The following is a 22,733-nucleotide window of genomic DNA, read 5'->3' on the forward strand; positions in this document are numbered from 1 at the left end:
TATGGAAACAAACACAACTCCACAGGCTACACCAACCTTATCCTTTGGTGAAGCAATCAAACAAGTGTTCAACAAGTATGCTACCTTTACGGGTCGTGCACGTCGATCTGAATATTGGTATTTTGCATTGTTTGGTACATTGGCAGGCATGGTTGCCTATATTTTAGACTTTGCACTTGGCTTAACGTTCACAGACATTGGTTATGGACCTCTTTATATCCTCGTTTCATTAGGTTTGCTTATTCCTAGTTTGGCTGTCGCTGTACGTCGTTTGCACGATATTAACAAGAGTGGCTGGAACTATTTATGGGTGTTGATACCTATTGTTGGTGGTATTTTGCTCATTGTTTGGTTTTGTTACGATTCAAAACCAGAGACAAATAAATATGGAGCTTCACCAAAATACATCGATTAGTTGATGTCGTTTTGAGGCTTTCGGCGCAAGTATTTCACCCAAGCATAGGGCTTTCGATGAATCAGATAATTGGGGTCGTCCATGTGTCGATAAGCTTCACGTTCAAAAGAGATGTTTAGATAGGCACGTCCTTTCATCGGAATGCGAATCAACCATTCGATAACATAGAACAAATAGAAGAAGATAAAACCCATTTCTATCATTTGTCTGGTATGAATACGCTCATGCTGAATCAAATCGGCAGTAATCGTTGTCCCTTTTCGGCAAAACAATAAGCCAAAAAGATTGATGGCATCGTATTTCTTAAAAGGTATCAGTCGGTTGTGAATAATAAGCATGATTCGTTCTTCTTCTATCGTATAAAATTGTCATTAGAGGTCATTCAGGAAGTAATGGGGCTGTATGAGAAGGCAGTCCCATTAGTTCCCATCCGATTTGCGAATGGTAATGATATAGGCACTCAGCAGCACTAAGATACCTGCCACAGGCTTGTCCCACGTCAATATGTCCTGTCCAATGTAGATAGCTACGAACGAAGCCACCACTGGTTGCAGGTTGGTGTAGATACTAACGGTTGTAGCTTGCAGGTAACGCATGGCATACGGAATAGCAAAATAGCCTATCACCGTGGCAAACACCACAATGAAAGTCATCTCCATCACACCACTCCAAGCCCATTGTGACGACCACAACCTTTGTTGGTCGAACTCTGGAGCCGCAAAGGGCAATACGGCAAGGGTAGAAATAAGGAATATCCATTTCATTTGAGTCACGGCTGTGTATTTCTGAGACACGTTGCGCGTAATCAGTAAATACACTACCCAGGTCATCAAACTTAAAATGGTGAGCGTGATACCTAATAAGTCATTCTTCCCAGAGCCACTTTTCCAACTCATCAATACCATGAGAAGCGCACCCACAATACCAATCAATACTCCGAATACCTTTGTACCATTCATCCTCTCTTTCAAGAACAAAGCAGCCATGAGCATGGTGGCAACGGGGGTGAGTGTGGCAATGAGCGAGAAGTAAACGGGCGTGGTGTACACTAAAGCCCATGCTGTGAGCGTTTGTGAAATTACAAAACCTAACAAACCTCCCAACATGATGATGAGCAAGTCTTTGCGTTGAACGGTCTCTTTTGGCAGGAACAGACTGATTGCCCAAAAGATTACAGCCGCTCCTAAGCACCGCATGAACATGTAGCCCATTGGCGTTACCCATTGATCAAGAAGTAGTTTAGTGACTGGTACGCCCAAACCAAAGATGACGTTGGCTAAGATGATTGCGGTGTGTGCTTGTATTTTCTGTTGTTTCTTCTTCATGACTGGTTCGTTATAGTTTAATTTTCTTTTGGTTGTGTGAGTACATCAGCGTGGTACATCCTTCTTTCTGATGCCATGTGAACAAGCCATCAACTGCGGCTTGGCGATTTTCAATGGTAGAAAATCGTTGCAAAGATACAGTTTTTTCCAATAATTGGGCGTGGGAACAGAAATAAAATAATATATTTGTACAACGAATCAAGCCCATTGAAAACCATGCAGAAAGACAATATTCCAAACTCATTGACTCCCGACCAATACCAAACCGAAGTGATACAAGCCAGCGGTGGTTATCATTTAGTGTTGGCTGCACCGGGCTGTGGTAAGACCCAAATCCTCGCTGAGCGTATTCGGAAGGCGCACGAACAGGGCATTTCCTTTGACGAGATGCTGTGCCTTACCTTTACCAATCGTGCTGCACGAGGTATGAGAGAGCGCATTGAGACTCACATCAATGATGAAGAAATAGCTGAATTGTTTGTAGGAAACGTGCATAGGTTTTGTTCTAAGTTCTTATTCGACAATAGTTTGGTGCCTGCAGAGAGCTCGGTGATTGACGATGATGATGCGTTTAGTATCTTGGCTCGCTATCGGGATGACGATGAATATGCAGTGCAGCACAATTTTCGGTTGAAGAAGGAGTACATCGAAGTGCTTCATTTTGCAGGATTCATACATCAACTTATTCATCATCACCCCAAACATTTGCGTTTGCATCCTGAATGTGTCACCTCTTTAGACGTGGCTGCATTGCGCATTTTGTGTCGGGTACAGCGAATGGAACTTACGGCTGATACCTTGCAAGAGGTTTTCAAAAATGCGGATATGTATGAGAGCCTTATCCATTCGGATGCCTACGACATAGGGAGTCAGCACGATATAGAGGCATTGTTGCGCAAGATGCAGCAAGCAAAGTATTATATCCAGTACAAAAAAGAAAACAAGTTGCTCGACTTTGAGGACTTGCTCATGTTTACATACGATGCACTGAACGCTGATGACCAGCTCGAATTGAAACGCTATCGCTGGATACAAGTAGATGAAGTGCAAGATCTCAACCCGCTACAGTTGGCACTCATCGATAGTTTTACAAGCAAAGACTTCCACACAGTGATGTATCTTGGCGATGAACAACAAGCAATTTTTTCTTTCATGGGTGCGAAGATGAGTACCCTCGATGCACTGAAGCAGCGTTGTGAGGGGCATCTGCATCGGTTGTTCGTCAATCATCGCTCACCTCGGTATCTACTTCAAGTATTCAATACCTTTGCCGAAAAGATGTTAGACATCGACCCTGCCTTGTTGCCTACCACCGATTTTGACCCTCCTCGGCAGGGTGATGAACTGCAATTGATGTCGAGCGAACAGGTGGAAGTGGAATATGCCGATGTCGCTGACAAGGTGCAACGCTTGCAAGTGCAGTATCCACATAAGACAACAGCTGTGATTGTAAGCTCGAATGCCGATGCCGAATTGATGAGTGAGGCTTTGACACAAAAGAATTTACCTCATTTCAAGGTGTCGGGAGAGGATGTGTTTGCTTCTTCGGAGGTGAAGTTACTCTTGGCACACCTCAACATTTTGTGTAATGAACATCAGTTCATGGGCTGGTCGAGATTGCTCAAAGGCTTGCAGGTGTTCGAGAGTAATGCAGCCGCTCGTAGGTTTGTACGAGGGTTGTTCGATAATGCTATGTTGCCATCTGATTTGTTGATGTACCCTAATAGCAGCTATGTGCAAGCCTTTGTGGAGTGTTACGAACATGAGGACATGGTGGTGTTCGATACAGAGACTACGGGTTTGAATGTTTTTGAGGACGATATTGTGCAGATAGCTGCCGTACGTATGCGACGAGGATGTGTGGTACCCGGGTCAGAATTTGTAGTATTTATGCGCACCAATCGTGAGATACCACGCAAGTTGGGCAACATTGACAATCCGCTGTTAGAGGAAATGCAGCATCATCAGCTGTACAGCTCAAGCGAGGGCTTGAAAATGTTTATGGAGTATGTGGGAAATAGCAGACTGTTGGGGCATAATGCCGACTATGACTATCATATCTTTAACTTTAACTTGCAGCGTTATCTTCCTGATATACAGTTAGAAGAACGTTGTAACATGTATTTTGATTCACTGAAACTCATCCGTTTACTCGAACCAAACCTAAAAGAATACAAGCTGAAATATTTACTGTCGGTGTTGCATCTCGAAGGACAAAACTCGCACCTTGCCGATGCTGATGTGCATGCCACCTGCAGTGTGGTGCGCCATTGTTATGAGAAAGCGAAACTGCACATCGACTCTCAAAGGGAATGGATACAGCATCCACGGTTTCAACAGAGGGCAGCAGTGTTCAGAAAGCGTTATCTCGAAATCTATACGCATGCGCGCCAGCTGTTGTATCAGCGTCAACATTCGGAGCATTTGCCTGTCTTGGCGAGCGAAATAGCGTATCTGTATCGCACCCTCTGTGAACAAGGACTGCTACAAACCATTGAAAAATTGCCTCATGTCATTAAGTATTTGTCAGCTGATATGATAGACAAGGATGCCTATCCATCGCTCATCGAGCAGCTTTCGGTGTATATCAACGAAATCAACACGCTCAAAGAGGCTGACCTATGTCATGGTACGACTTTAGATGAACGTATCTTTGTGACAACAGTTCACAAAGCCAAAGGATTAGAGTTCGATCAGGTTGTCTTGTTTGATGCGGTAGATGGTCGATATCCCAACTACTTCAATCGTGACAATGTGCGGTTAGTTGCCGAGGATAAACGCAAGTTTTATGTTGCCATGACCCGAGCCAAGCAACGATTGTATGTGTCGTGGTCACGCAATAGGGTAGACTACCACAACCAGTTGCAGCCTCGTTATCTCACGCCATTCATGAAACCCTTGCTTCATTTCTTTGAGGTATTGGCGTAACCTCTTTATAGCAACGGATTTTTTTGCGAACAAAAAAAAAAGACCATCCCCTTGCTCTAAAACGAGTTTTGGAATGGTCTTTCTTTATAGATGCGTTTCAGTCTGTACGTTCTTCAGGCGAAGATATACAAATAGAAACCTCTTATTGACAAGTTGCGCATGCCTGTTGTGGCATGAACTTGTAAGAATTATTTCTTTTCAGGAATGTTCTTAAGAATTTCAAGCAGATGATCCCATACCATTTGAACAGTAGGGATGTGCAGACGCTCATCGGGCGTGTGGACGAAACGGAGCGTAGGTCCGAAGCTCACCATATCGATATGAGGATAACGCTCTGAGAACAAACCGCACTCCAAACCAGCATGAATACCAAGTACTTTTGGTTCTTTGTTGAAGAGTTTCTTATAGGCGTCAACGGTAATCTTAACAAGTTTGCTGTCAGGATTCATGTTCCATGCTGGGTATCCGTCGGTTTGCTCTACCTTGCCTCCAGCCAATTCATAGGCAGCCTTAACAGTGTTGCACATATTGTCCAAATTGCTCATCACGTTACTGCGCTGTGAAGACAGGATTTCTACCTTGTCTTCTAAGGTCTTAACGGCTGCAACATTGCTGGAAGTTTCTACCATCTTTGCCAAAATTTCATCTTGACACATGGCAAAAACACCGTTGTCGACAGCCTGCAGGGCATTGATAATCTGGCAACCTACGTTCTTAGGCAGTACCCGACATGCTTCTGCGCTCTCCATGCTAAATACCATCTCCTTATCGGTAACGTGGTACTCCTGCATCACTTCTGTTTGGAAAACGTTCCAGTCGGCACGCACTTGCTCTTTAACATCGTTAGGGATGGCAAATATCACCTTTCCATCACGAGGAATGGCATTGTGCAACTTACCGCTGTTGAAAGAACACAAGCGCAAGTCGAACTTCTCTTTTTCATTGTAGAGGAATCGATTGAGTATCTTAATGGCGTTGGCACGTTTCTTATTGATATCGTCGCCAGAGTGGCCACCTACCAATCCCTTCAATGCAATTTGCAGGAAGAAATAGTCTTTGGGAGCCTCTTCTGCCTGATAGTTAAAGGTGGCATTGGTGCTGCGTCCACCTGCACAACTCACAAAAATCTGTCCTTCGTCTTCCGAGTCAAGGTTGATGAGATAGTCGCCTGTCATGAAACCAGCCTTCATACCCATAGCTCCAGTGAGCTGTGTCTCCTCGTCTCTGGTGAAAACGCATTCGATAGGACCGTGCTCTATGTCATCGGCACTAAGGATAGCGAGTTCGATAGCCATGCCAATACCATCGTCAGCACCCAGTGTGGTGCCTTTGGCGGTGAGCCATTCGCCATCGATATAGGTCTGAATGGCATCCTTGTCAAAGTCGAACTCAACATCTACTAACTTGTCGCACACCATATCCATGTGACTTTGCAAAATCACAGTAGACAGATTTTCATAGCCTTTGGTGGCAGGTTTACGGATAATCACGTTACCCGTCTCGTCAACCTTGGTTTCCAACTGATGTTTTTTCCCAAACTCTTTCAGGTATTCTATCATCTTTTCCTCACGCTTGGAAGGGCGTGGAATCTCATTAATTCTTGCAAAATGCTCAAACACGCCAGCCGGCTTTAAGTCTTTCTTTTTCATGTTATTTTTTGTTTTTTTATTTTGTAAATTGCGTTATTTCTACTATCTTTGCCACGTTTATTTCACAATGTGACCCTGCAAATATAACTAAAAATGTTGAAAACATTACTTCTTAGCTTGTTAATTATTGCAATCTGCTTTGCATTGCTGGCTGTAAAGTTGCTTTTTCGGAAAAACGGATCGTTTACTTCTCAGCACATTCATGACAGTAAGGCGATGCAGGAGCGTGGCATTCATTGTGTGGTAGACCAAGACCGTGAGGCTCGACGTAGCAACAAGGCTTGTTAATTCGTAGAGATAAGGTGACTAACCATGTCTTTAACGAGCTTAACTCAAGGCAATAAGGCGGTTAGCGTTGATATGAAAAGAAAATAAAACATTAATATTAAATAAAACAATGAAGAAAACAATGATTCGTTCGGTTGCTGTTGCCGCTTTGGCAGCATTCACATTGGTGGCTTGCGACAAATCTAAATCGCAGGTAGACAACAAAAATGAAGAGGCAGCCCCAAAGGTGCCTACTGAATTTAAGATTGCTTATGTGGAGGTGGATAGCATCATGACCCAGTACAAGTTTTGCAAAGATTATAGTATGATTCTTCAGAAAAAGGGTCAAAATATACAAAACACCTTGGCTGGCAAACAAAAACAATTGGAGCAGGCAGCTGGTAATTTCCAACAAAAGCTACAGCAAAATGCGTACACTCGTGAGCAAGCTGAGTCGATTCAGGCTGGGTTGCAAAAACAAGGAGCTGACTTGCAAGCCCTGAATCAACGTTTAACCAACGAGTTCCAAACCGAGACGGATAAATATAACAAGGCATTGCGTGACTCTATTCAGCACTTCTTGGCAAGTTATAACAAAGATAAAAAATACAGTTTGATTTTGTCGAAGGCAGGGGATAACTTGCTGTATGCCGACAAGGCGTATGACATCACCAAGGATGTGGTGGCAGGACTGAACAAGGCTTACAAGCCTGTGGATGCTAAGAAAAAGGACGAGAAGAAATAACGACAATATTTGAAACGACAGTTTTCAAATATCATTATCTTAATATAAAGAATGCGAGCTTTTTTGGCTCGCATTTTTTTCGCTAAATAGGTTGGTTACGTGGATCCTTGAACATGGGGCAATGAAGCATGGCACTTTCATTTTGCAATGATATTTTTACTGCGAAGCGCATCTCTGAAATTGCGTTTGTGTAATCGTTAGTATATTGTTTTGAAGAATATTTAATGCTGAATTTTCTTTACAAAGTGCCTCTCAAAACTCTCGTAAAATCCATCAACAGCAAAGTTGGTCGCGAATACGCTAATTTTGAACGAAATTCATAATCTGTTGTTACATAAGCTATTACGATTAAATCACTTTCATTTGTTCCCATTTTTACCCTTTCTCAACCGCTAAAGCATTGAGATATGCTCGCTATTTGCATGCTTTAATGCCCTTAGGTCATGTGAATAACACCTCTAAAGCGTGTTTCCAAGACCGTTAAGTCAATGTTTTAGTTTCAAGAGACGATTATTTCGTGAAAATCAGCCCATTTTTGTATATCAATTGCCTATTAATTTTTTCTATTTTGAAGATTTTAGATGACCGTTTTTTGGTAAAATAATAGGACAAAAACAACAAATGGCTTTTCCAAAAAAAAGATAAAAACAAAAGGAAAAAACTCTTTCGTTGAAGGGTCAACATGAACTCTCTTTTATTTATTAAGATTGTTTGTTTGCAACAACAAGCATGCTTTTTTGTTTCGACAACAAATCGAACAAATGACACAAATCCGACGGCTGGAATCAATGAACGCAGGCGTTCACCGAATTAAACTAATTTGTCAAAGACGCACAACATGCTGCTGTCGATAGATTTGTTACATTTGTAGAACGCTTGCGTTCATTGTCTTGTTGCGTTGATTCGTTTTATTGGTTTTATTTGTTGTTCAACAACATAGCCGTTAAATCAAAGAGCCGTGGGGGCACTATTCTTACAACAGTGACCTTTCAAACCATTGGTGTTATTTGTACTGCTGCCAATAACGAATGAGACGTTCGGACGCATCACGAGCAAATAAGACGCTGGAGCCTACCGGTAAACGAAAAACAGGATGCTGAGTGAGCGTCGTGGTAATCACAAGATGATACGACTGTGCTTCGTAAGGACTGCTGCTATTATGAAATGTTATATCTTCGATTTGGTTGAAACCCACTTTCGTTTTATTGATATAGAGGTAGTTAGGATAGATTGTGAGGTTATCTTCCTCGAACATCATGACGTCGATGGGTAATTGATTCTCTTGCTCATTTTTAGAATTCTCGTCATTATCCGTTGCTGCGACAACATGTTTTTTCAGAAAGTAACCTTTCCGATACAGCCAAAATGCAATGACACCCAATCCCACAATAACAATAATCAAAATGGGAAAGATGTCCGCAAAGCGGAGTGTTGTAGGTATGATTGGAACTTCTTCCATAACAATAGCGAATCAATGTGCTTTTGTGAGTTGTCGATTTGTATTTCAGCAATGCGCTTGCAGTTCCTCTTTCATCTGTGCTTGCAGTTCCTTTGCTGCTTCCTTCGCTGCTTCGGCAAAGTGTATATCGTTGCTGGCATAGAGGATGCCACGTGAGCTGTTGACAAGTAAACCACAGTCTTTTGTCATGCCATAGCGACACACTTCCTGCAAACTACCACCTTGAGCACCAATGCCCGGTACGAGCAAGAAATGATGAGGAGCTACTTTCCGGATATCTTCGAACATCTTTCCCTGTGTGGCACCAACCACATACATCATGTTCTCATCCGTTCCCCATTGGCTCGAAGTTGCTATTACCTTCTCAAAAAGGCGCATACCTGTGGTATCTTGTGTGAGTTGGAAGTCGTGTGAGCCTTTATTACTGGTGAGTGCCAGCACGATAGCCCACTTGTCTTGGTATGCAAGAAAAGGTTTTACGCTGTCCTCGCCCATGTAGGGGGCAATGGTGAGGGCGTCTACTTGGTACGTCTCGAAGAAAGTCTTGGCGTACATGGCAGAGGTGTTGCCTATATCTCCACGCTTTGCATCGGCAATGAGGAAGTGTGTGGGATAGTTGTCTTGCAGATATTTCACTGTTTTCTCGAACGACAGCATTCCCTTAATACCTGTAGATTCGTAGAAAGCCAAGTTGGGCTTATAGGCTACGCAGTAGGGAGCAGTAGCATCGATGATCGCACGATTAAAGGCAAAGATAGGGTCTTCGTCTTCTAAGAGGTGTGCTGGTATTTTCTGTATGTCTGGATCTAAGCCTACGCATAGAAAAGTTTGTTTGTCAAAGATTTGTTTGACGAGCTGTTGTTTGGTCATTGGATGAGTTTTTTAGTTTTTTAGTTTTTGAGTTGATGAGTTGAGTTTTTTAGTTTTTGAGTTGATGAGATTAGTTTTTTAGTTTGTGAGTTGTTTAGTTTTTAAGTTGAGGAGTTTTTTGTGTTGAGAAGTTTTTTATAGAGAAGTTTATAAAGTTTTTATTAACTAATAAACTTTTTATCTCCTTACCTCATCAACTCAAAAACTCACAAACTCAAAAACTCACAAACTAAACTCATGAACTTAAAAACTTAAAAACTTAAAAACTCATCTTACAATTCACTATCTTTCAATTTCTCGGCATTCTCTGCAACGGTAAGGGCATCGATGACACCTTGAATGTCGCCACCGATAAAGCCTTGCAGGTCGTGAGTGGTGTAGCCGATGCGGTGGTCAGTGACACGTCCTTGTGGATAGTTGTAGGTACGAATCTTCGCACTGCGGTCGCCAGTAGATACCAATGACTTGCGTCGGTTGGCAATATCATCAATGTACTTCTGATGCTCACGGTCGTAAATAAAGGTACGTAAGCGTGACAGCGCACGTTCTTTGTTCTTAGGTTGGTCGCGTGTCTCGGTACATTCGATGAGAATTTCCTCCACTTCGCCAGTATTAGGGTTCTTCCATGGATAACGAAGACGAACGCCCGATTCAACCTTGTTGACGTTTTGTCCACCAGCTCCCGAGCTTCTGAACGTGTCCCACTTGATATCACCTTCGTTGATGTTCACCTCGAACTGGTCTGCCTCTGGCAACACAGCCACCGTAGCAGCCGATGTGTGCATGCGTCCCTGTGTCTCTGTGGCTGGTACACGTTGCACACGATGTACACCACTTTCGTATTTCAATGTACCGTAGACATTGTCGCCACTCACTGCAAAATCGATTTCTTTGTAGCCACCCACCGAGCCTTCGTTGACGGATGTGACACTTAACGTCCAACCTTTCGAGTCGCAGTAATGCTTATACATGTTAAATAAGTCGCCAGCAAACAGGGCTGCTTCATCTCCTCCCGTGCCAGCACGTATTTCCATTTGTACGTTCTTGGCATCCTCAGGGTCTTTTGGCACTAATGCTAATTTTATTTCTTCTTCCAACTGTGGCTGCATATCTTCGTTGGCTTGCAATTCCTCACGAGCCATCTCTTTCATGTCAGCATCCGTTTCATTGGCAAGAATATCTTTCGACTCACGTATGGCATTGAGGCATGCAATGTATCGCTTGCGAATGTCCATGATGTCGCCAAGGTCTTTGTATTCCTTGGTTAGCTTTACATAGCGTGGCTGATCGGCTATGACATCTGGGTCGGTAATCAAGGTAGATACTTCTTCAAACCTTGCCTCTAATCCTTCGAGCTTGTTCAGTATGCTGTTGTTTTCTATCATATATTTAATATTCGAATGTTCCTAATTCTGATTGAATGGTAAGAGAGCGTTTTCCCTCCTCGATATGACCAATAATTTGGGCGTCAACATTGAAACTTTTGCTGATTGAAATGATTTCTTGTGCGTACTCCGGAGCCACATATATTTCCATGCGGTGCCCCATGTTGAAGACTTTGTACATCTCTTTCCAATCGGTGCCACTGCAACGTTGGATGGTTTTGAATAGGGGAGGCACGGGGAACAAGTTGTCTTTTACCACTTTGCAATTGTCGCCGACAAAGTGTAGCACCTTAGTTTGGGCGCCTCCTGTGCAGTGAACCATGCCATGAATGTGACTTCGGTGTGCATCTAACACCTTCTTTATAATAGGTGCATAGGTGCGGGTAGGCGAGAGTACCAAATGACCTGCATCAATCTCCACGCCTTCTATGCTATCGGTGAGTTGATATTTACCGCTATACACCAAATCATTAGGTACGGCATTATCGTAACTCTCGGGGAACTTTTCTGCCAAGTATTTGGCAAAGACGTCGTGACGCGCACTGGTCAGACCGTTACTTCCCATGCCACCGTTGTATGTTTTCTCATAGGTAGCCTGTTCTGTGCTACTCAATCCTACGATGACATCGCCGGGGCGGATGTTGGCATTGTCGATAACCTCGCTGCGCTTCATGCGGCAGGTTACGGTAGAATCGACAATGATGGTGCGCACCAAGTCGCCTACATCAGCCGTTTCGCCTCCTGTGGGGTAAATACCAATGCCCATGTCTCGCATTTCTTGCAACAATTCATCCGTGCCGTTGATAATCGCAGAGATGACTTCACCGGGTATCAAAAGCTTGTTACGCCCAATGGTACTCGACACTAAGATGTTATCTACCGCCCCCACACACAGCAAGTCGTCGGTGTTCATCACAATGGCATCTTGTGCAATGCCTTTCCATACACCAAGGTCGCCCGTCTCTTTCCAGTACATATATGCCAAAGACGATTTGGTGCCAGCACCATCGGCATGCATAATGTTGCAGTAGTCGGGGTCTCCTCCCAGTATATCAGGAATGATTTTGCAGAAAGCTTGTGGATAAATTCCCTTGTCAATGTTCTTAATAGCGTTGTGTACATCTTCTTTGGCGGCAGACACACCGCGCAACATATATCTGTCCATGTGGTTGTAAGTTTTTTATTGTTGACGAGTTGATGAGTTGATATGTTGATTGATTAGTATTCGTGCCAAAACTCCCATGAGACAAAAGCTTGCAATAAGAGCATCTCCAATCCATTCTTTATGGTTGCTCCGTGTTCGGCTCCTTTCTTTAGAAACAATGTTTCATCAGGATTGTAAATCAAGTCGTAGAGGAGATGGTGCATGTCCATGGCTTCATAAGGCAGGGGAGGACAAGTGTCTGCATGTGGATACATGCCCACGGGTGTACAGTTGACAACGATGCGATAATCGTTCATAACGGCAGGTGTGATGTCTTGGTAGGTCAAAACACCTTGGCGAGGGGTTCGAGAGACGAACTTTGTCGTAATACCCAACGAGCGTAAACCTACGTCAATGGCTTTTGCAGCACCGCCAGTACCGAGGATGAGGGCTTTCTGATGAAAGGTTTCTAACATGGACTCGATACTTCTGGTAAAGCCAATCACATCACTATTGAAGCCTTTTAGAAGTGTTTTCTTGCCTTTGTGCGTTACTCTAATGACGTTGACGGCACCGATTTCCTTCGCTTCTGGACTGATTTCGTCTAAATAAGAAATCACTTTCTCTTTATAAGGTATGGTGACGTTTAATCCCTTTAGTTCGGGGTTGGAAGCCAACACCTCTTCGAGATTTTCTATTTTGGATATTTCAAAATTTACATATTGGGCATCTATTCCTTCGTTTTCAAATTTCTCATTGAAGTAATCAATAGAGAATGAATGTCCGAGTGGATAGCCTATCAGTCCGTATTTGTCCATATTCTATGTGTTATCGTTCGTCAATTTGAGGGCAATGGGATTGTTTATTTTGCCTTTTGTGCCAAGTACATTGTACAAATGCCAAAGGTGAGTCGTGTAAACTGTGCCTTTGCAAATCCCGCTTTGGCAAAGATTTGCAGCATTGTCTCGCCTTGCGGAAAAGCTTCTATCGTTGTGGTGAGATATTCGTAAGCACGCTTGTCCTTGGAGAGTAGTTTGCCATAAAAGGGCAAAAACGTGTGCGAATACAACTTAAATAACTGTCGCATGGGAAATGCCACAGGTTGAGTGAGTTCCACAATACTCACATGACCGCCAGGTTTCAATACTCTATGTATCTCTCTTAATCCTTGATCGAGATCTTGAAAGTTGCGAATGCCAAAGGCAGCTGTGACAGCATCAAACGAATTTTCTTGAAAAGAAAGTGCTAAGCAGTCTTCTTTTTGGAAAGAAATAACATGCGACAAGCCCGCTTTTGCAACCTTTTGCTCGCCAATCTTCATCATCCCTGTTGAAATGTCTGCACCTATTAGCTTTCTGGGCTGTAACATCTGTGCAGCCATTATGGCAAAGTCACCTGTACCTGTGGCAATATCTAACACAGTTTGAGGTGCAAATGGGCAGAGTTGTTGAATGGCTTTTTTGCGCCAACCCTTATCGATGTTCCAAGAGAGACGATGATTTAACGCATCGTAGGTAGGCGCAATGTGGTCAAACATCTGTGCCACTTGCTGTTTCTTTTCGCCTTCGGCGTGATAAGGCTTTATGTGTTCCTGTTCGTACATGCGTTGATGAGGATGAGTAGGTGGGGTTGTGGTGGATAAACTGACCGATTGACAAGCTCATAGATAAGGAGGAGAATCGCCCCAAGTCTATGCGCAAATCAACGGGTCAGCTTATTTGCGATTGAAGGAATCTATGCTTTAAGATATTCTTTCACATTGCGTTCGATACGAGCAGCCAAGTCATCGTGCTCATCAGCCTTAACAAACTTTTCGCCTGTGATGTGTTCGTACAGTTCGATATATCGTTCGCTTACGCTCTCGGCATATTTATCAGTAATCTCAGGCATCGTTTGTCCTGGTTCGTTCATGAAGTTATGTTCGATGAGCCATTGACGAACAAACTCTTTAGACAATTGTTTCTGTGGTTCACCTTTCGCCAACTTCTCTTCATAGCCGTCAGCATAGAAGTATCTACTTGAATCAGGTGTATGAATTTCGTCAATGAGGTAAATCTTTCCGTCACGTTTTCCAAACTCGTATTTGGTATCTACCAAGATAAGTCCTTGTTTGGCTGCAATCTCTTGACCACGTGCAAAAAGTTTCCGAGTGTAGTCTTCGATGACCGCATAGTCTTCTGCCGAAACCAATCCTTGCTTGATAATCTCTTCTTTCGAGATATTCATATCATGACCCTCATCAGCTTTTGTGGTGGGTGTCACGATCGGTTCGGGGAATCGTTCGTTCTCTTTCATCCCCTCGGGTAATTTCACACCGCACAGTTCTCTGGCTCCTGCCTTGTATTCACGCCATGCACTACCTGTGAGGATGCTACGGATAATCATTTCAACACGAAAGCCCTCACACTTGATACCTACCGTAACCATGGGGTCGGGAGTAGCAAGTTTCCAGTTGGGGCAAATGTCTTGTGTCAAATCTAAGAACTTGGCAGCTATTTGGTTCAATACCTGTCCCTTGAAAGGAATACCTTTCGGCAAAACAACATCGAATGCGGAAATCCTATCCGTAGCCACCATGACAATTTTGTCATCGTTGATGTCATACACATCACGTACTTTTCCGTGATAAACACTTTTTTGTCCATCAAAATGGAAATCAGTCTTTGTTAATGCTTTCATTGTTGTTAATTTTATCTTTAATCGGTTGATTGTCTTCATTCTCTTCTCTGCGCTGGTCGTATGTCTCGTAGGCATGGACGATGCGAGTTACCAATTTGTGCCGTACAATATCTTTCTGTCCCAGTTCTACCACAGAAATACCTTCTACGTTGTGTAGGATTTCTACTGCTTCTTGCAGTCCGCTCTTCTGATGTTTCGGCAGGTCTATTTGGGTAAGGTCGCCAGTTACAATCATTTTCGTATTCCATCCCATGCGAGTAAGGAACATTCTGATTTGGGCAGGCGTTGTATTTTGCGCTTCATCCAATATCACTACCGCATCGTTGAGCGTGCGTCCGCGCATAAAAGCGAGTGGGGCAATCTGGATAATGTTCTTCTCCAGCATGTCTTGTAGTTTCACTGCGGGTATCATGTCTTGCAGCGAATCATAGAGCGGCTGTAAGTAGGGATCGATTTTATCTTTCATATCGCCTGGTAGGAAGCCGAGTTTTTCGCCCGCTTCTACGGCAGGACGTGAAAGGATAATCTTTTTCGCTTGCTTTTCTTTCAAGGCTCTTACCGCCAAGGCGATACTGAGATAGGTCTTACCTGTACCCGCAGGACCGATGGCAAATATCATGTCTGACTGATGATAGGCATCAATCAGTTGCTGTTGCTTTTCACTTCGGCTCTTGATAGGTCTTCCTGCAATGCTGTACACCACCACACCTTTCACCGCATCGGCTTTGGTCTTATGGTCGTGTACAATATCTAAGATATCTTCCTCCGTAATGGCGTTGTACTTCACAATATGCTTACGCATCAGTTCGATATCCTCTTCGACCTTTGCCATTTCTTCTTCGTCTCCCAAAATACGAATTACGTTGTCGCGAGCTACTATGCGTAGTTTTGGAAAAAGCGACTTCATCATTTGCAAATGACCGTTGTTGACGCCATAAAATGCTACGGGGTCGATGTCTTCAAGAACAATATGCTTCTCTATCAATGTTGTAAGGTACTTTTAAGTGATTCTTTTATGGAGGTGTTTGTTGCCTTTTAATATGATGATGCAAATGTACGAAAAAGATTACAGACTACCATTTTACCACTTGAGTTTTTTTACTTACAGGGATAAAAAGTCCATGAATTTTGTCGATTTCGTTCGTTGTCTCTTTCTCTTCTTGCCCTTTTTCTTCATGACAAGGATGTTCTGTGCAAGTTCTCGTCCATGATTTTCACTTTTAGATGCAGCTTTTTGTTCGATTGCCCCATTTTTATATAATTATTACCATAAAGCATTAAAAAATATAAAAAACAGAAACAAATCCTAAATCTCATGATGTTTTTCGTAACTTTGTGCTTCAGATATCCAATTCAATGAAAATTTCAAAACAAAAATATCTTCAGGGCTTTGCCTTTGTTGTCGTCTTGTTAGGCATGGTGCGATGTATCTTTCCACAGGTTGCAACCGACCGAAGTCAAGGCACGGCACAACTTTCAAGTACTCACCTGTCCGACTCTGTCCAAACCAGTCAGCAAACCAGTCGACCCAACCCGTCGATTCCTGCCAACATGCCAACGCAACGAGCCACGGCTTCTCGCTTCTTTCATGCCGATGGGAGTGAGGTGAAAAATCGTATTTATAGTGTTTCCAACTTTTCCAAAGCCTTTCCCGATCAAAATGATGTGCAGTTGGCTTCGGCTACCCATTGGGGAGTTGAGCCTGTGACCAACCGCGAAGAGGCTGAAAGTCGCAAGGCAGAGTTGGTGTATGTGGGTGCCAATCCATTTTTTTATGTAGACCGACTGAAGAGCAGCATTCCTTATTTGGTGCCACATGCAGCTGTTTTGCTGCAAGACATCGGTAGTAACTTCTTTGATAGCTTGCAAATAAAAGGTATCCCACTTCACAAGATTATCGTGACGAGCGTCATGCGCAGCAAGGCGGATGTAGAGAAACTCCAAGGACGGAATACGAATGCCAAATCCAACAGCTGTCATCTGTACGGTACAACCTTTGATGTAGCCTACAATCGTTATGTGACCGTGCAAGAACCTAACGGTCCGTCACGACGCAAGGTGCGCAATGACAGTCTGAAATGGGTACTCAGTGAGGTGCTCAATGATTTACGTCAGCAAAATCGCTGTCATGTGAAATATGAAGTTCATCAAGGGTGTTTTCATATTACGGTGAAGTAAATTGTGGACGAGTGAGTAGGAACATTGTCCATCGGCTCATCACTTCTCCCTTTACTTTCTATTTCATTTCGTAAGGCTTTTGCGGAGGTAGCGGCTTTCCTTTTTCATCATAGCCTTGTTCTCTCACCATCCAACGTTGTTGGGAACGTGGGGCACGAGGGTTGAGACATTTCACGGTTTGGCTTAAAACATAGCCTTCTTTTGTCTTTTCTATCTTGAAACCTTGACCAAGTGGTGTAAAATGTCGATTTTTAGAATCGATACGCCACAGTTCAAACCGCTGTTCTAACGCCCATCCCGTGTTTTCTCCCCTGTCTAAGACTACAAACATGTAGTCGCCACCATTACTAATAGACGTGGACACCACTGCCTTGTAGTTTTGTTGGTTAAAGTCTAATTCTTCGTTGATGTTCAACACCACATCCAAACAAAATATTTTTTCGCCCTGAATGTAATACAAACAATGGCGCAGGTTGTCGGTGTACTTCGCCAACACGGTAGCTCCTTGCGGCAAATGTCGTGCTGCCACCCGCACCCGATTGGCAACAGGAGTCTGAGCAGCCAAACAGGTACACATTATAAATAATAGACAGAGCGTCTTACTGCGCTTGGAGATGTTCACCATGCCTGCAAAGATACTTCAACTTACTGGGAAAAACAAAAAAACAAGAAAAAAGTCACAGCATCTTTCATAACTTGTTAATTTGTACAAAGGTATGCGAGTAGTTGAAGTTTTTTTTATACATTTGCACTCCCGACTCAATCGTTCTTCTTGATAAAAACAGTACATGATATGGCAATACCCAAGACCAAAAAAACGACTCCGATAGATACTACCTATGCGCATGTTCAACCTCAAGCAACCGATGTTGAACGTGTAGTGTTAGGCGCATTGATGATTGACAAAGATGCCTTTTCTGTTGTTTCCGAACTTATTCGACCAGAGACCTTTTACGATCCCAAACATCAGAAGATTTATCATGCTATCCAAACCCTCAACATGGATGAAAATCCTGTGGATATCATGACTGTTATAGACCAACTCAAGCGAGAGGGCACCCTTGACGAGATTGGTGGAGCGCCCTATGTATTAGAGTTGAGTTCGCAAGTGGCTTCGTCTGCCAACATTGAATATCATGCTAAGATTATTGCGCAGAAATCGTTGGCGCGCCAACTTATTTCGTATGCCAGCATGATAGAGACCAAAGCCTTTGATGAAACTCAAGATATTGCCGAGTTGATGCAAGAAGCCGAAGGTAATCTCTTCACGCTTTCACAAACCAACATGAAGAAGGATTACACCCAAATTGACCCCATCATTGCGCAAGCCACAGACATTTTGCAAAAAGCCTCTGCCAATACGGGCGACCTTACGGGCATTCCATCGGGTTTCACCAAATTAGATGAGATTACCAGCGGGTGGCAGAAATCGGATTTGGTGATTATCGCAGGACGTCCAGCCATGGGTAAAACGTCTTTTGCCCTGTCTATTGCAAAGAATATTGCAGTTGATTATAACGAACCCATTGCTTTCTTCTCTTTGGAAATGAACAACGTTCAGTTGGTGAATCGTTTGATTTCAAATACTTGCGAGATATCGGGTAGCAAAATTTTGAGCGGTCAGTTGTCGGATGAGGAGTGGAAACGATTTGACGTCAAGGTGCGCAATCTTACAGGTACACCTATTTATATAGACGACACCCCAGGGCTTAGTATCTTTGAACTGCGCACCAAAGCCCGTAGATTAGTGCGCGAAAAGGGGGTGAAGCTCATCATGATCGACTACCTACAGTTGATGAATGCCAACGGTATTCGCTTTGGTAACCGCCAAGAAGAGGTGTCTACCATCTCTCGTTCGCTCAAAGGATTGGCGAAAGAGTTGGACATTCCCGTATTGGCACTGTCTCAGTTGAGCCGTAATGTAGAGAACCGAGAGGGATTGGAAGGTAAGCGTCCACAGTTGAGCGACCTCCGTGAGTCGGGTGCTATTGAGCAAGATGCCGATATGGTGCTTTTTGTGCATCGCCCAGAATACTACCGCTTGTATGAAGATGCCAACGGAGTAGACCTGCGTGGCAAGGCACAAATCATCATCGCCAAACACCGTAAAGGTGCTACGGGCGACGTGTTGCTCAACTTCCGTGGTGAGTTTACTCGTTTTGAAAACGTGGACGATCGGTATTCGATGCCTGTTCGCGAGGGAGGCGAGTTTGTGGAATCGCGCATGAACGATGGTTTTCCGCCGCCACCTCCAGACGATACAACCCCTTTTAATGGAATGACGTCGGGGGAAAATCCCCCCTTTTAAGAGCGTACCACAGAGAGGAAAGGACGTCTTGCAACATCATAAAAGTGGCGATAAAAAGGAATGACTTTGCAATTCCATAGCACTTCTTTTTTTCACTTATTTTCCCCTCTTTATTAACTCAATGCTTCAAATGAAACGTTTTATAGAATTTCATAATTTATTGATAATAACATGCTTGTGCGTGTGTGTTCATTTTTATTCTTTACCTATGCACGCACAAGACCATCAAACGCTCCGCAGTCAGCTCAAGGAAGCCACAGAGGTGTTGGCTTGCTATCCTGACAGTGTCGATTTGCGTTTGAAAAAGGCAGCTCTCAATCTACAGTTGGAGCAATGGCAATATGCCAAAGACGAGTACGACCAAGTGTTGCGAAGTCATCCTGATAACATCGCAGGACTGTATTATCGTGCCTATGCCAACCAACAGTTGGGAAGATATAATTTTGCACGGTTAGATTATGAAAATCTTTTGAAAGTTGTACCCGGACATTTTTCGGCACAATTGGGTTTGGCGCTGCTCAATCAGAAAGACAAGCATCATACCGAGGCGATGAATCAAATCAACCGTTTGGTAAATCAGTTCCCCGATAGTGCCGTCGCTTATGCTGCACGAGCTGGCATGGAGCAGGAGCAAGGCATGATAGAATTGGCGGTATATGACTATACCGAAGCCTTGAAACGTGATGCGGACAACTCAGATTACTTGCTCAATAGGGTAGAGCTGTGGCTAAAATTAGGCAGAAAGCAACGGGCAAAAGCCGATTTGGACAGACTGGTAGAATTAGGTGTGCCACGCCCCGCATTGAAAAAGTGGTACCGACAACTGTAACAGCGAAGTGTGCTGATTACCAAACAGCGGTTCATAAATGTCGACTTATTTTGAAATACAGTCTTTCCTTTTGTCCTATTATTTTACCAAAAATCGACCATCTAAAATCTTCAAAATAGAAAAAATCAATAGGCAAACACACAACAAATTTGCCCTGATTTTAACAAAATAGATGTCTTTTCAAGTTAGAATATTACTCTAACGCTCTTGGAAACACTCTTTTAGGGTGTTATTCACATGCTTCAGCAGCCTTAAAGCATGCAAATAGCGAGCTTATCTCAATGCTTTAGTCGCCAAAAAACGATAAAAAGAGGATTGAAAAAAGGATCTACAAGTATAACACCCTTAACGTCAAAGAATTACAAACCTTGCTCATTTTTCGCGTATTTGCGACCAACTTTAATGTTGGTTGCAAATACGCGAGTTATAAGAGGCACTTTGTAAAGAAAATTCTGAATTTATTATTCATTCATGCAATGTACCACCAATTCTGCAAATGAGGTTTTGTGGGCATTTTTGTGGGTGATTTTGGTCGTAACAATATCATCTAACAAAGAAAGAGTTGTGGTTGCTCCTTTTCGTCATAAACGTTGTGTTTATCTATATTTTACGGAAGATGAGTAAATAAGACGTTGAAAACGATATAGGTTGTCAACTTATAGCTCCTGCTATATACCAACTTTATCTCCAAAATTTTATCGCTTAAAACTCGCAGTTCTTATCCTTTTTTGTTATATTTGCATAAACACACTGGAAGAACAGTGGGGAAGTGAAACTTATAAAACGATACAAATTATGCAAAAGGAACGAATTATTTCGGCAACCATATTGGCTGTCAGCATTGTAATATTGGGCTTTGCACTCAAAGGAGGTATCGATAACTTTGTGAATAAAGACCACAAAGTGACGGTGAAAGGACTTTCCGAGCGTGAAGTTGAGGCGGACAAAGTAACCTGGCCTATTCTGTCGAAGGAGTTGGGCAACGACTTACCAGAACTTTATGAGAAGATTGGACACACGCAAGCCATTATTAAGAAATTCTTGTTGGACAACGGAATCACCGAAAGTGAAATTAGTGTCAATGCGCCATCGGTCATTGATATGAACGCCAATCAGTATTCAAACAATGAGTCTCGTTATCGTTATAACATCACCTCATCTATTACGGTGACCTCAAAAAAGGTAAAGTTGGTGAGACAGATCATTGCCAAGCAAGGCAATTTGTTGAAATTGGGTGTTGCCATTGTTGAAGGAGGATATGAAAATCCGGTGAAGTACGAATATGTTGCTTTCAGTTCGATGAAACCAAAGATGATGCAAGAAGCCATTGAGAATGCGGAGAAGACTGCACAGCAGTTTGCGGAGAACAGTCATAGCAAGCTGAGCAAGATTGTAAGTGCCGACCAAGGACAGTTTTCTATTGAAGACCGCGATTCCAATACACCTTATATTAAGAAGGTTAGGGTGGTGACCACTATCACTTATTCGCTGAAAGATTAAGCATCGTGTTTGCATGCAATGCGCTGACGGGCGCAGGTGTGCGTGTTTGACAGTACTATACAAATGGAATGAGGTGCAGAAAGTGTGATTGCTTTCTGCACCTCTTTTTCATTTGCTGGCTTCATGAAGTCATTACACGATGATGACTTTATCAGCATGGAGTTGACCTGCGTTTACTGTACCTGAACGTCTTTGCCAAACGGATTGAGAGCCAGACTTGCCATTTTGAAATGCTGATGACCAAAGGGGATGCCGATAATGGTGAGGTATAGACAGACGCCAAAAAAGACATGTGTTATACTAATCCAAATTCCAGCAAACACAATCCATATCAAATTCATGGCTGCGTTGAGACAACCGTTCCCTTCGGATGTGCTTACCACCTTAGAGCCAAAGGGCCAGAGGATGAAAAAGCCAATTTTCCAAGCCTGTAATCCAAAGGGAATACCGACAATGGTCAGCATGAGAAGGCATCCTCCAATGAAATATTGAAGGGCTGCTTCTAAACCTCCAAAGACAAGCCAAAGGACGTTTCCAATGGTTTTCATACGTACAGATTATTTATTTTTTAGCAAATCTCTAATCTCTGTGAGCAACGTCTCCTCTTTGGTTGGTGCCGGAGCAGCAGGTTCTTCTTTCACTTCCTCTTTCTTCTTAGAGAGCGAATTGATGCCCTTGATAGCCAAAAAGATACAGAAAGCAATAATCAGGAAGTTGACAACCTCTTGAATAAAATTACCATAGTTCAGTGTGACCGCTTCCATTGTTTTTCCATCCTCGGCTAATTTCTCACCCAGTTTGATACTTAAATCGGTGAAGTCGACCCGTCCCAAGGCAAAACCTAAGGGGGGCATGATGATGTCATTCACCAATGAAGTGACGATTTTGCCGAAGGCACCGCCAACGATAACACCGACTGCCATGTCAATCACATTGCCACGCATGGCAAATTCCTTGAATTCATTGAAAAATTTACTCATAGTCATTTATATTTTTAATCATGTAACATTAAAAAATCTCATTTTTCTGTCTTAAGTAGTCATTATGCCATG

The 22,733-nt window shown here is 43.1% G+C and carries 22 protein-coding genes; 8 read left to right on the forward strand and 14 right to left on the reverse strand.

Annotated elements, in window-relative coordinates; all coding sequences use genetic code 11:
• The first annotated feature begins 1 nt into the window (after position 1).
• Positions 2-415, forward strand: a complete 414-nt coding sequence (locus HMPREF9304_RS08110) for a DUF805 domain-containing protein (RefSeq protein ID WP_052046025.1) — start codon at positions 2-4, stop codon at positions 413-415.
• Here HMPREF9304_RS08110 and HMPREF9304_RS08115 read toward each other — a convergent pair.
• Together HMPREF9304_RS08115 and HMPREF9304_RS08120 are read right to left on the reverse strand one after the other, a co-directional pair.
• Positions 412-753, reverse strand: a complete 342-nt coding sequence (locus tag HMPREF9304_RS08115; RefSeq protein ID WP_036928141.1) for a hypothetical protein — start codon at positions 751-753, stop codon at positions 412-414. The two genes, HMPREF9304_RS08110 and HMPREF9304_RS08115, sit on opposite strands and share 4 nt — an antisense overlap.
• Before the next feature lie 81 nt (positions 754-834).
• Positions 835-1,740, reverse strand: coding sequence for a DMT family transporter (locus HMPREF9304_RS08120; protein WP_036928143.1), 906 nt, complete (start codon positions 1,738-1,740; stop codon positions 835-837).
• A gap of 216 nt (positions 1,741-1,956) precedes the next feature.
• Between HMPREF9304_RS08120 and HMPREF9304_RS08130 the strand changes: the two genes are divergently transcribed.
• Positions 1,957-4,668: a 3'-5' exonuclease gene (locus tag HMPREF9304_RS08130; protein WP_036928147.1), complete on the forward strand. Its 2,712-nt coding sequence runs from the start codon at positions 1,957-1,959 to the stop codon at positions 4,666-4,668.
• A gap of 188 nt (positions 4,669-4,856) precedes the next feature.
• On the opposite strand, the gene HMPREF9304_RS08135 is transcribed toward HMPREF9304_RS08130, so the two are convergent.
• Positions 4,857-6,317 carry an aminoacyl-histidine dipeptidase gene (locus HMPREF9304_RS08135; RefSeq protein ID WP_036928148.1) on the reverse strand — a complete coding sequence of 487 codons (1,461 nt, stop codon included), beginning with the start codon at positions 6,315-6,317 and terminating at the stop codon, positions 4,857-4,859.
• A 93-nt stretch (positions 6,318-6,410) separates the two neighbouring features.
• Between HMPREF9304_RS08135 and HMPREF9304_RS08140 the strand changes: the two genes are divergently transcribed.
• Both HMPREF9304_RS08140 and HMPREF9304_RS08145 read left to right on the forward strand, forming a co-directional pair.
• Entirely contained in the window at positions 6,411-6,605 is a 195-nt protein-coding gene (locus tag HMPREF9304_RS08140; RefSeq protein WP_008121676.1) for a hypothetical protein, read from the forward strand.
• Between the two features lie 109 nt (positions 6,606-6,714).
• Complete coding sequence (locus HMPREF9304_RS08145; RefSeq protein WP_036928149.1) at positions 6,715-7,329, forward strand: OmpH/Skp family outer membrane protein; 615 nt, start codon at positions 6,715-6,717, stop codon at positions 7,327-7,329.
• A gap of 1,003 nt (positions 7,330-8,332) precedes the next feature.
• On the opposite strand, the gene HMPREF9304_RS08150 is transcribed toward HMPREF9304_RS08145, so the two are convergent.
• From HMPREF9304_RS08150 to HMPREF9304_RS08185, 8 genes are all read right to left on the reverse strand, one after another.
• Positions 8,333-8,788 (reverse strand): hypothetical protein, encoded by a 456-nt coding sequence (locus HMPREF9304_RS08150; protein WP_036928150.1) that lies wholly within the window; start codon positions 8,786-8,788, stop codon positions 8,333-8,335.
• Positions 8,789-8,833: 45 nt separating this feature from the next.
• Positions 8,834-9,658, reverse strand: a complete 825-nt coding sequence (pyrF, locus tag HMPREF9304_RS08155; RefSeq protein ID WP_036928151.1) for an orotidine-5'-phosphate decarboxylase — start codon at positions 9,656-9,658, stop codon at positions 8,834-8,836.
• Between the two features lie 272 nt (positions 9,659-9,930).
• Positions 9,931-11,043 carry a peptide chain release factor 1 gene (gene prfA / locus HMPREF9304_RS08160; protein ID WP_008121684.1) on the reverse strand — a complete coding sequence of 371 codons (1,113 nt, stop codon included), beginning with the start codon at positions 11,041-11,043 and terminating at the stop codon, positions 9,931-9,933.
• A 4-nt stretch (positions 11,044-11,047) separates the two neighbouring features.
• Complete coding sequence (locus HMPREF9304_RS08165) at positions 11,048-12,208, reverse strand: AIR synthase-related protein (RefSeq protein ID WP_036928152.1); 1,161 nt, start codon at positions 12,206-12,208, stop codon at positions 11,048-11,050.
• A 53-nt stretch (positions 12,209-12,261) separates the two neighbouring features.
• The gene (locus HMPREF9304_RS08170; protein ID WP_036928153.1) at positions 12,262-13,005 is read right to left on the reverse strand and encodes a shikimate dehydrogenase family protein; all 744 of its coding nucleotides are present in this window, start codon (positions 13,003-13,005) and stop codon (positions 12,262-12,264) included.
• A gap of 44 nt (positions 13,006-13,049) precedes the next feature.
• A complete protein-coding gene (ubiE, locus tag HMPREF9304_RS08175) occupies positions 13,050-13,790 on the reverse strand; it encodes a bifunctional demethylmenaquinone methyltransferase/2-methoxy-6-polyprenyl-1,4-benzoquinol methylase UbiE (RefSeq protein ID WP_036928154.1) in 741 nt (246 codons plus the stop codon).
• Between the two features lie 131 nt (positions 13,791-13,921).
• Positions 13,922-14,866 carry a phosphoribosylaminoimidazolesuccinocarboxamide synthase gene (locus HMPREF9304_RS08180; protein WP_036928156.1) on the reverse strand — a complete coding sequence of 315 codons (945 nt, stop codon included), beginning with the start codon at positions 14,864-14,866 and terminating at the stop codon, positions 13,922-13,924.
• Positions 14,844-15,851 carry a PhoH family protein gene (locus HMPREF9304_RS08185; protein ID WP_036928157.1) on the reverse strand — a complete coding sequence of 336 codons (1,008 nt, stop codon included), beginning with the start codon at positions 15,849-15,851 and terminating at the stop codon, positions 14,844-14,846. Before HMPREF9304_RS08185 ends, HMPREF9304_RS08180 begins: the two co-directional genes overlap by 23 nt.
• A gap of 371 nt (positions 15,852-16,222) precedes the next feature.
• Between HMPREF9304_RS08185 and HMPREF9304_RS08190 the strand changes: the two genes are divergently transcribed.
• Complete coding sequence (locus HMPREF9304_RS08190) at positions 16,223-17,044, forward strand: DUF5715 family protein (RefSeq protein ID WP_036928159.1); 822 nt, start codon at positions 16,223-16,225, stop codon at positions 17,042-17,044.
• A gap of 58 nt (positions 17,045-17,102) precedes the next feature.
• On the opposite strand, the gene HMPREF9304_RS08195 is transcribed toward HMPREF9304_RS08190, so the two are convergent.
• Positions 17,103-17,609 (reverse strand): hypothetical protein, encoded by a 507-nt coding sequence (locus HMPREF9304_RS08195; protein WP_231564498.1) that lies wholly within the window; start codon positions 17,607-17,609, stop codon positions 17,103-17,105.
• A gap of 228 nt (positions 17,610-17,837) precedes the next feature.
• Between HMPREF9304_RS08195 and dnaB the strand changes: the two genes are divergently transcribed.
• The 3 genes from dnaB (at position 17,838) to HMPREF9304_RS08210 (ending at position 21,681) form a co-directional block, all read left to right on the forward strand.
• On the forward strand, positions 17,838-19,352 hold the full coding sequence (gene dnaB / locus HMPREF9304_RS08200; protein WP_008121702.1) for a replicative DNA helicase: 1,515 nt from the start codon (positions 17,838-17,840) through the stop codon (positions 19,350-19,352).
• A 208-nt stretch (positions 19,353-19,560) separates the two neighbouring features.
• Positions 19,561-20,181: a tetratricopeptide repeat protein gene (locus HMPREF9304_RS08205; protein WP_052046028.1), complete on the forward strand. Its 621-nt coding sequence runs from the start codon at positions 19,561-19,563 to the stop codon at positions 20,179-20,181.
• A gap of 795 nt (positions 20,182-20,976) precedes the next feature.
• Complete coding sequence (locus tag HMPREF9304_RS08210; RefSeq protein WP_036928160.1) at positions 20,977-21,681, forward strand: SIMPL domain-containing protein; 705 nt, start codon at positions 20,977-20,979, stop codon at positions 21,679-21,681.
• Positions 21,682-21,854: 173 nt separating this feature from the next.
• On the opposite strand, the gene HMPREF9304_RS08215 is transcribed toward HMPREF9304_RS08210, so the two are convergent.
• Both HMPREF9304_RS08215 and mscL read right to left on the reverse strand, forming a co-directional pair.
• Positions 21,855-22,229, reverse strand: a complete 375-nt coding sequence (locus HMPREF9304_RS08215; RefSeq protein WP_036928161.1) for a YccF domain-containing protein — start codon at positions 22,227-22,229, stop codon at positions 21,855-21,857.
• A 9-nt stretch (positions 22,230-22,238) separates the two neighbouring features.
• Positions 22,239-22,661 carry a large-conductance mechanosensitive channel protein MscL gene (gene mscL / locus HMPREF9304_RS08220; RefSeq protein WP_008121713.1) on the reverse strand — a complete coding sequence of 141 codons (423 nt, stop codon included), beginning with the start codon at positions 22,659-22,661 and terminating at the stop codon, positions 22,239-22,241.
• Positions 22,662-22,733 lie beyond the last annotated feature (72 nt).

It is taken from the genome of Hoylesella timonensis S9-PR14, from assembly GCF_000762405.1.
GTDB lineage: Bacteria > Bacteroidota > Bacteroidia > Bacteroidales > Bacteroidaceae > Prevotella > Prevotella timonensis_A.

Coding starts and splice junctions, on each gene's coding strand:
- HMPREF9304_RS08165 (WP_036928152.1), bottom strand. CDS start 12,208: ATGGACAGATATATGTTGCGCGGTGTGTCTGCCGCCAAAGAAGATGTA.
- HMPREF9304_RS08110 (WP_052046025.1), top strand. CDS start 2: ATGGAAACAAACACAACTCCACAGGCTACACCAACCTTATCCTTTGGT.
- HMPREF9304_RS08140 (WP_008121676.1), top strand. CDS start 6,411: ATGTTGAAAACATTACTTCTTAGCTTGTTAATTATTGCAATCTGCTTT.
- HMPREF9304_RS08190 (WP_036928159.1), top strand. CDS start 16,223: ATGAAAATTTCAAAACAAAAATATCTTCAGGGCTTTGCCTTTGTTGTC.
- HMPREF9304_RS08150 (WP_036928150.1), bottom strand. CDS start 8,788: ATGGAAGAAGTTCCAATCATACCTACAACACTCCGCTTTGCGGACATC.
- pyrF (WP_036928151.1), bottom strand. CDS start 9,658: ATGACCAAACAACAGCTCGTCAAACAAATCTTTGACAAACAAACTTTT.
- dnaB (WP_008121702.1), top strand. CDS start 17,838: ATGGCAATACCCAAGACCAAAAAAACGACTCCGATAGATACTACCTAT.
- HMPREF9304_RS08145 (WP_036928149.1), top strand. CDS start 6,715: ATGAAGAAAACAATGATTCGTTCGGTTGCTGTTGCCGCTTTGGCAGCA.
- HMPREF9304_RS08210 (WP_036928160.1), top strand. CDS start 20,977: ATGCAAAAGGAACGAATTATTTCGGCAACCATATTGGCTGTCAGCATT.
- ubiE (WP_036928154.1), bottom strand. CDS start 13,790: ATGTACGAACAGGAACACATAAAGCCTTATCACGCCGAAGGCGAAAAG.
- HMPREF9304_RS08115 (WP_036928141.1), bottom strand. CDS start 753: ATGCTTATTATTCACAACCGACTGATACCTTTTAAGAAATACGATGCC.
- mscL (WP_008121713.1), bottom strand. CDS start 22,661: ATGAGTAAATTTTTCAATGAATTCAAGGAATTTGCCATGCGTGGCAAT.
- HMPREF9304_RS08130 (WP_036928147.1), top strand. CDS start 1,957: ATGCAGAAAGACAATATTCCAAACTCATTGACTCCCGACCAATACCAA.
- HMPREF9304_RS08120 (WP_036928143.1), bottom strand. CDS start 1,740: ATGAAGAAGAAACAACAGAAAATACAAGCACACACCGCAATCATCTTA.
- HMPREF9304_RS08170 (WP_036928153.1), bottom strand. CDS start 13,005: ATGGACAAATACGGACTGATAGGCTATCCACTCGGACATTCATTCTCT.
- HMPREF9304_RS08215 (WP_036928161.1), bottom strand. CDS start 22,229: ATGAAAACCATTGGAAACGTCCTTTGGCTTGTCTTTGGAGGTTTAGAA.
- HMPREF9304_RS08135 (WP_036928148.1), bottom strand. CDS start 6,317: ATGAAAAAGAAAGACTTAAAGCCGGCTGGCGTGTTTGAGCATTTTGCA.
- prfA (WP_008121684.1), bottom strand. CDS start 11,043: ATGATAGAAAACAACAGCATACTGAACAAGCTCGAAGGATTAGAGGCA.
- HMPREF9304_RS08180 (WP_036928156.1), bottom strand. CDS start 14,866: ATGAAAGCATTAACAAAGACTGATTTCCATTTTGATGGACAAAAAAGT.
- HMPREF9304_RS08205 (WP_052046028.1), top strand. CDS start 19,561: ATGCACGCACAAGACCATCAAACGCTCCGCAGTCAGCTCAAGGAAGCC.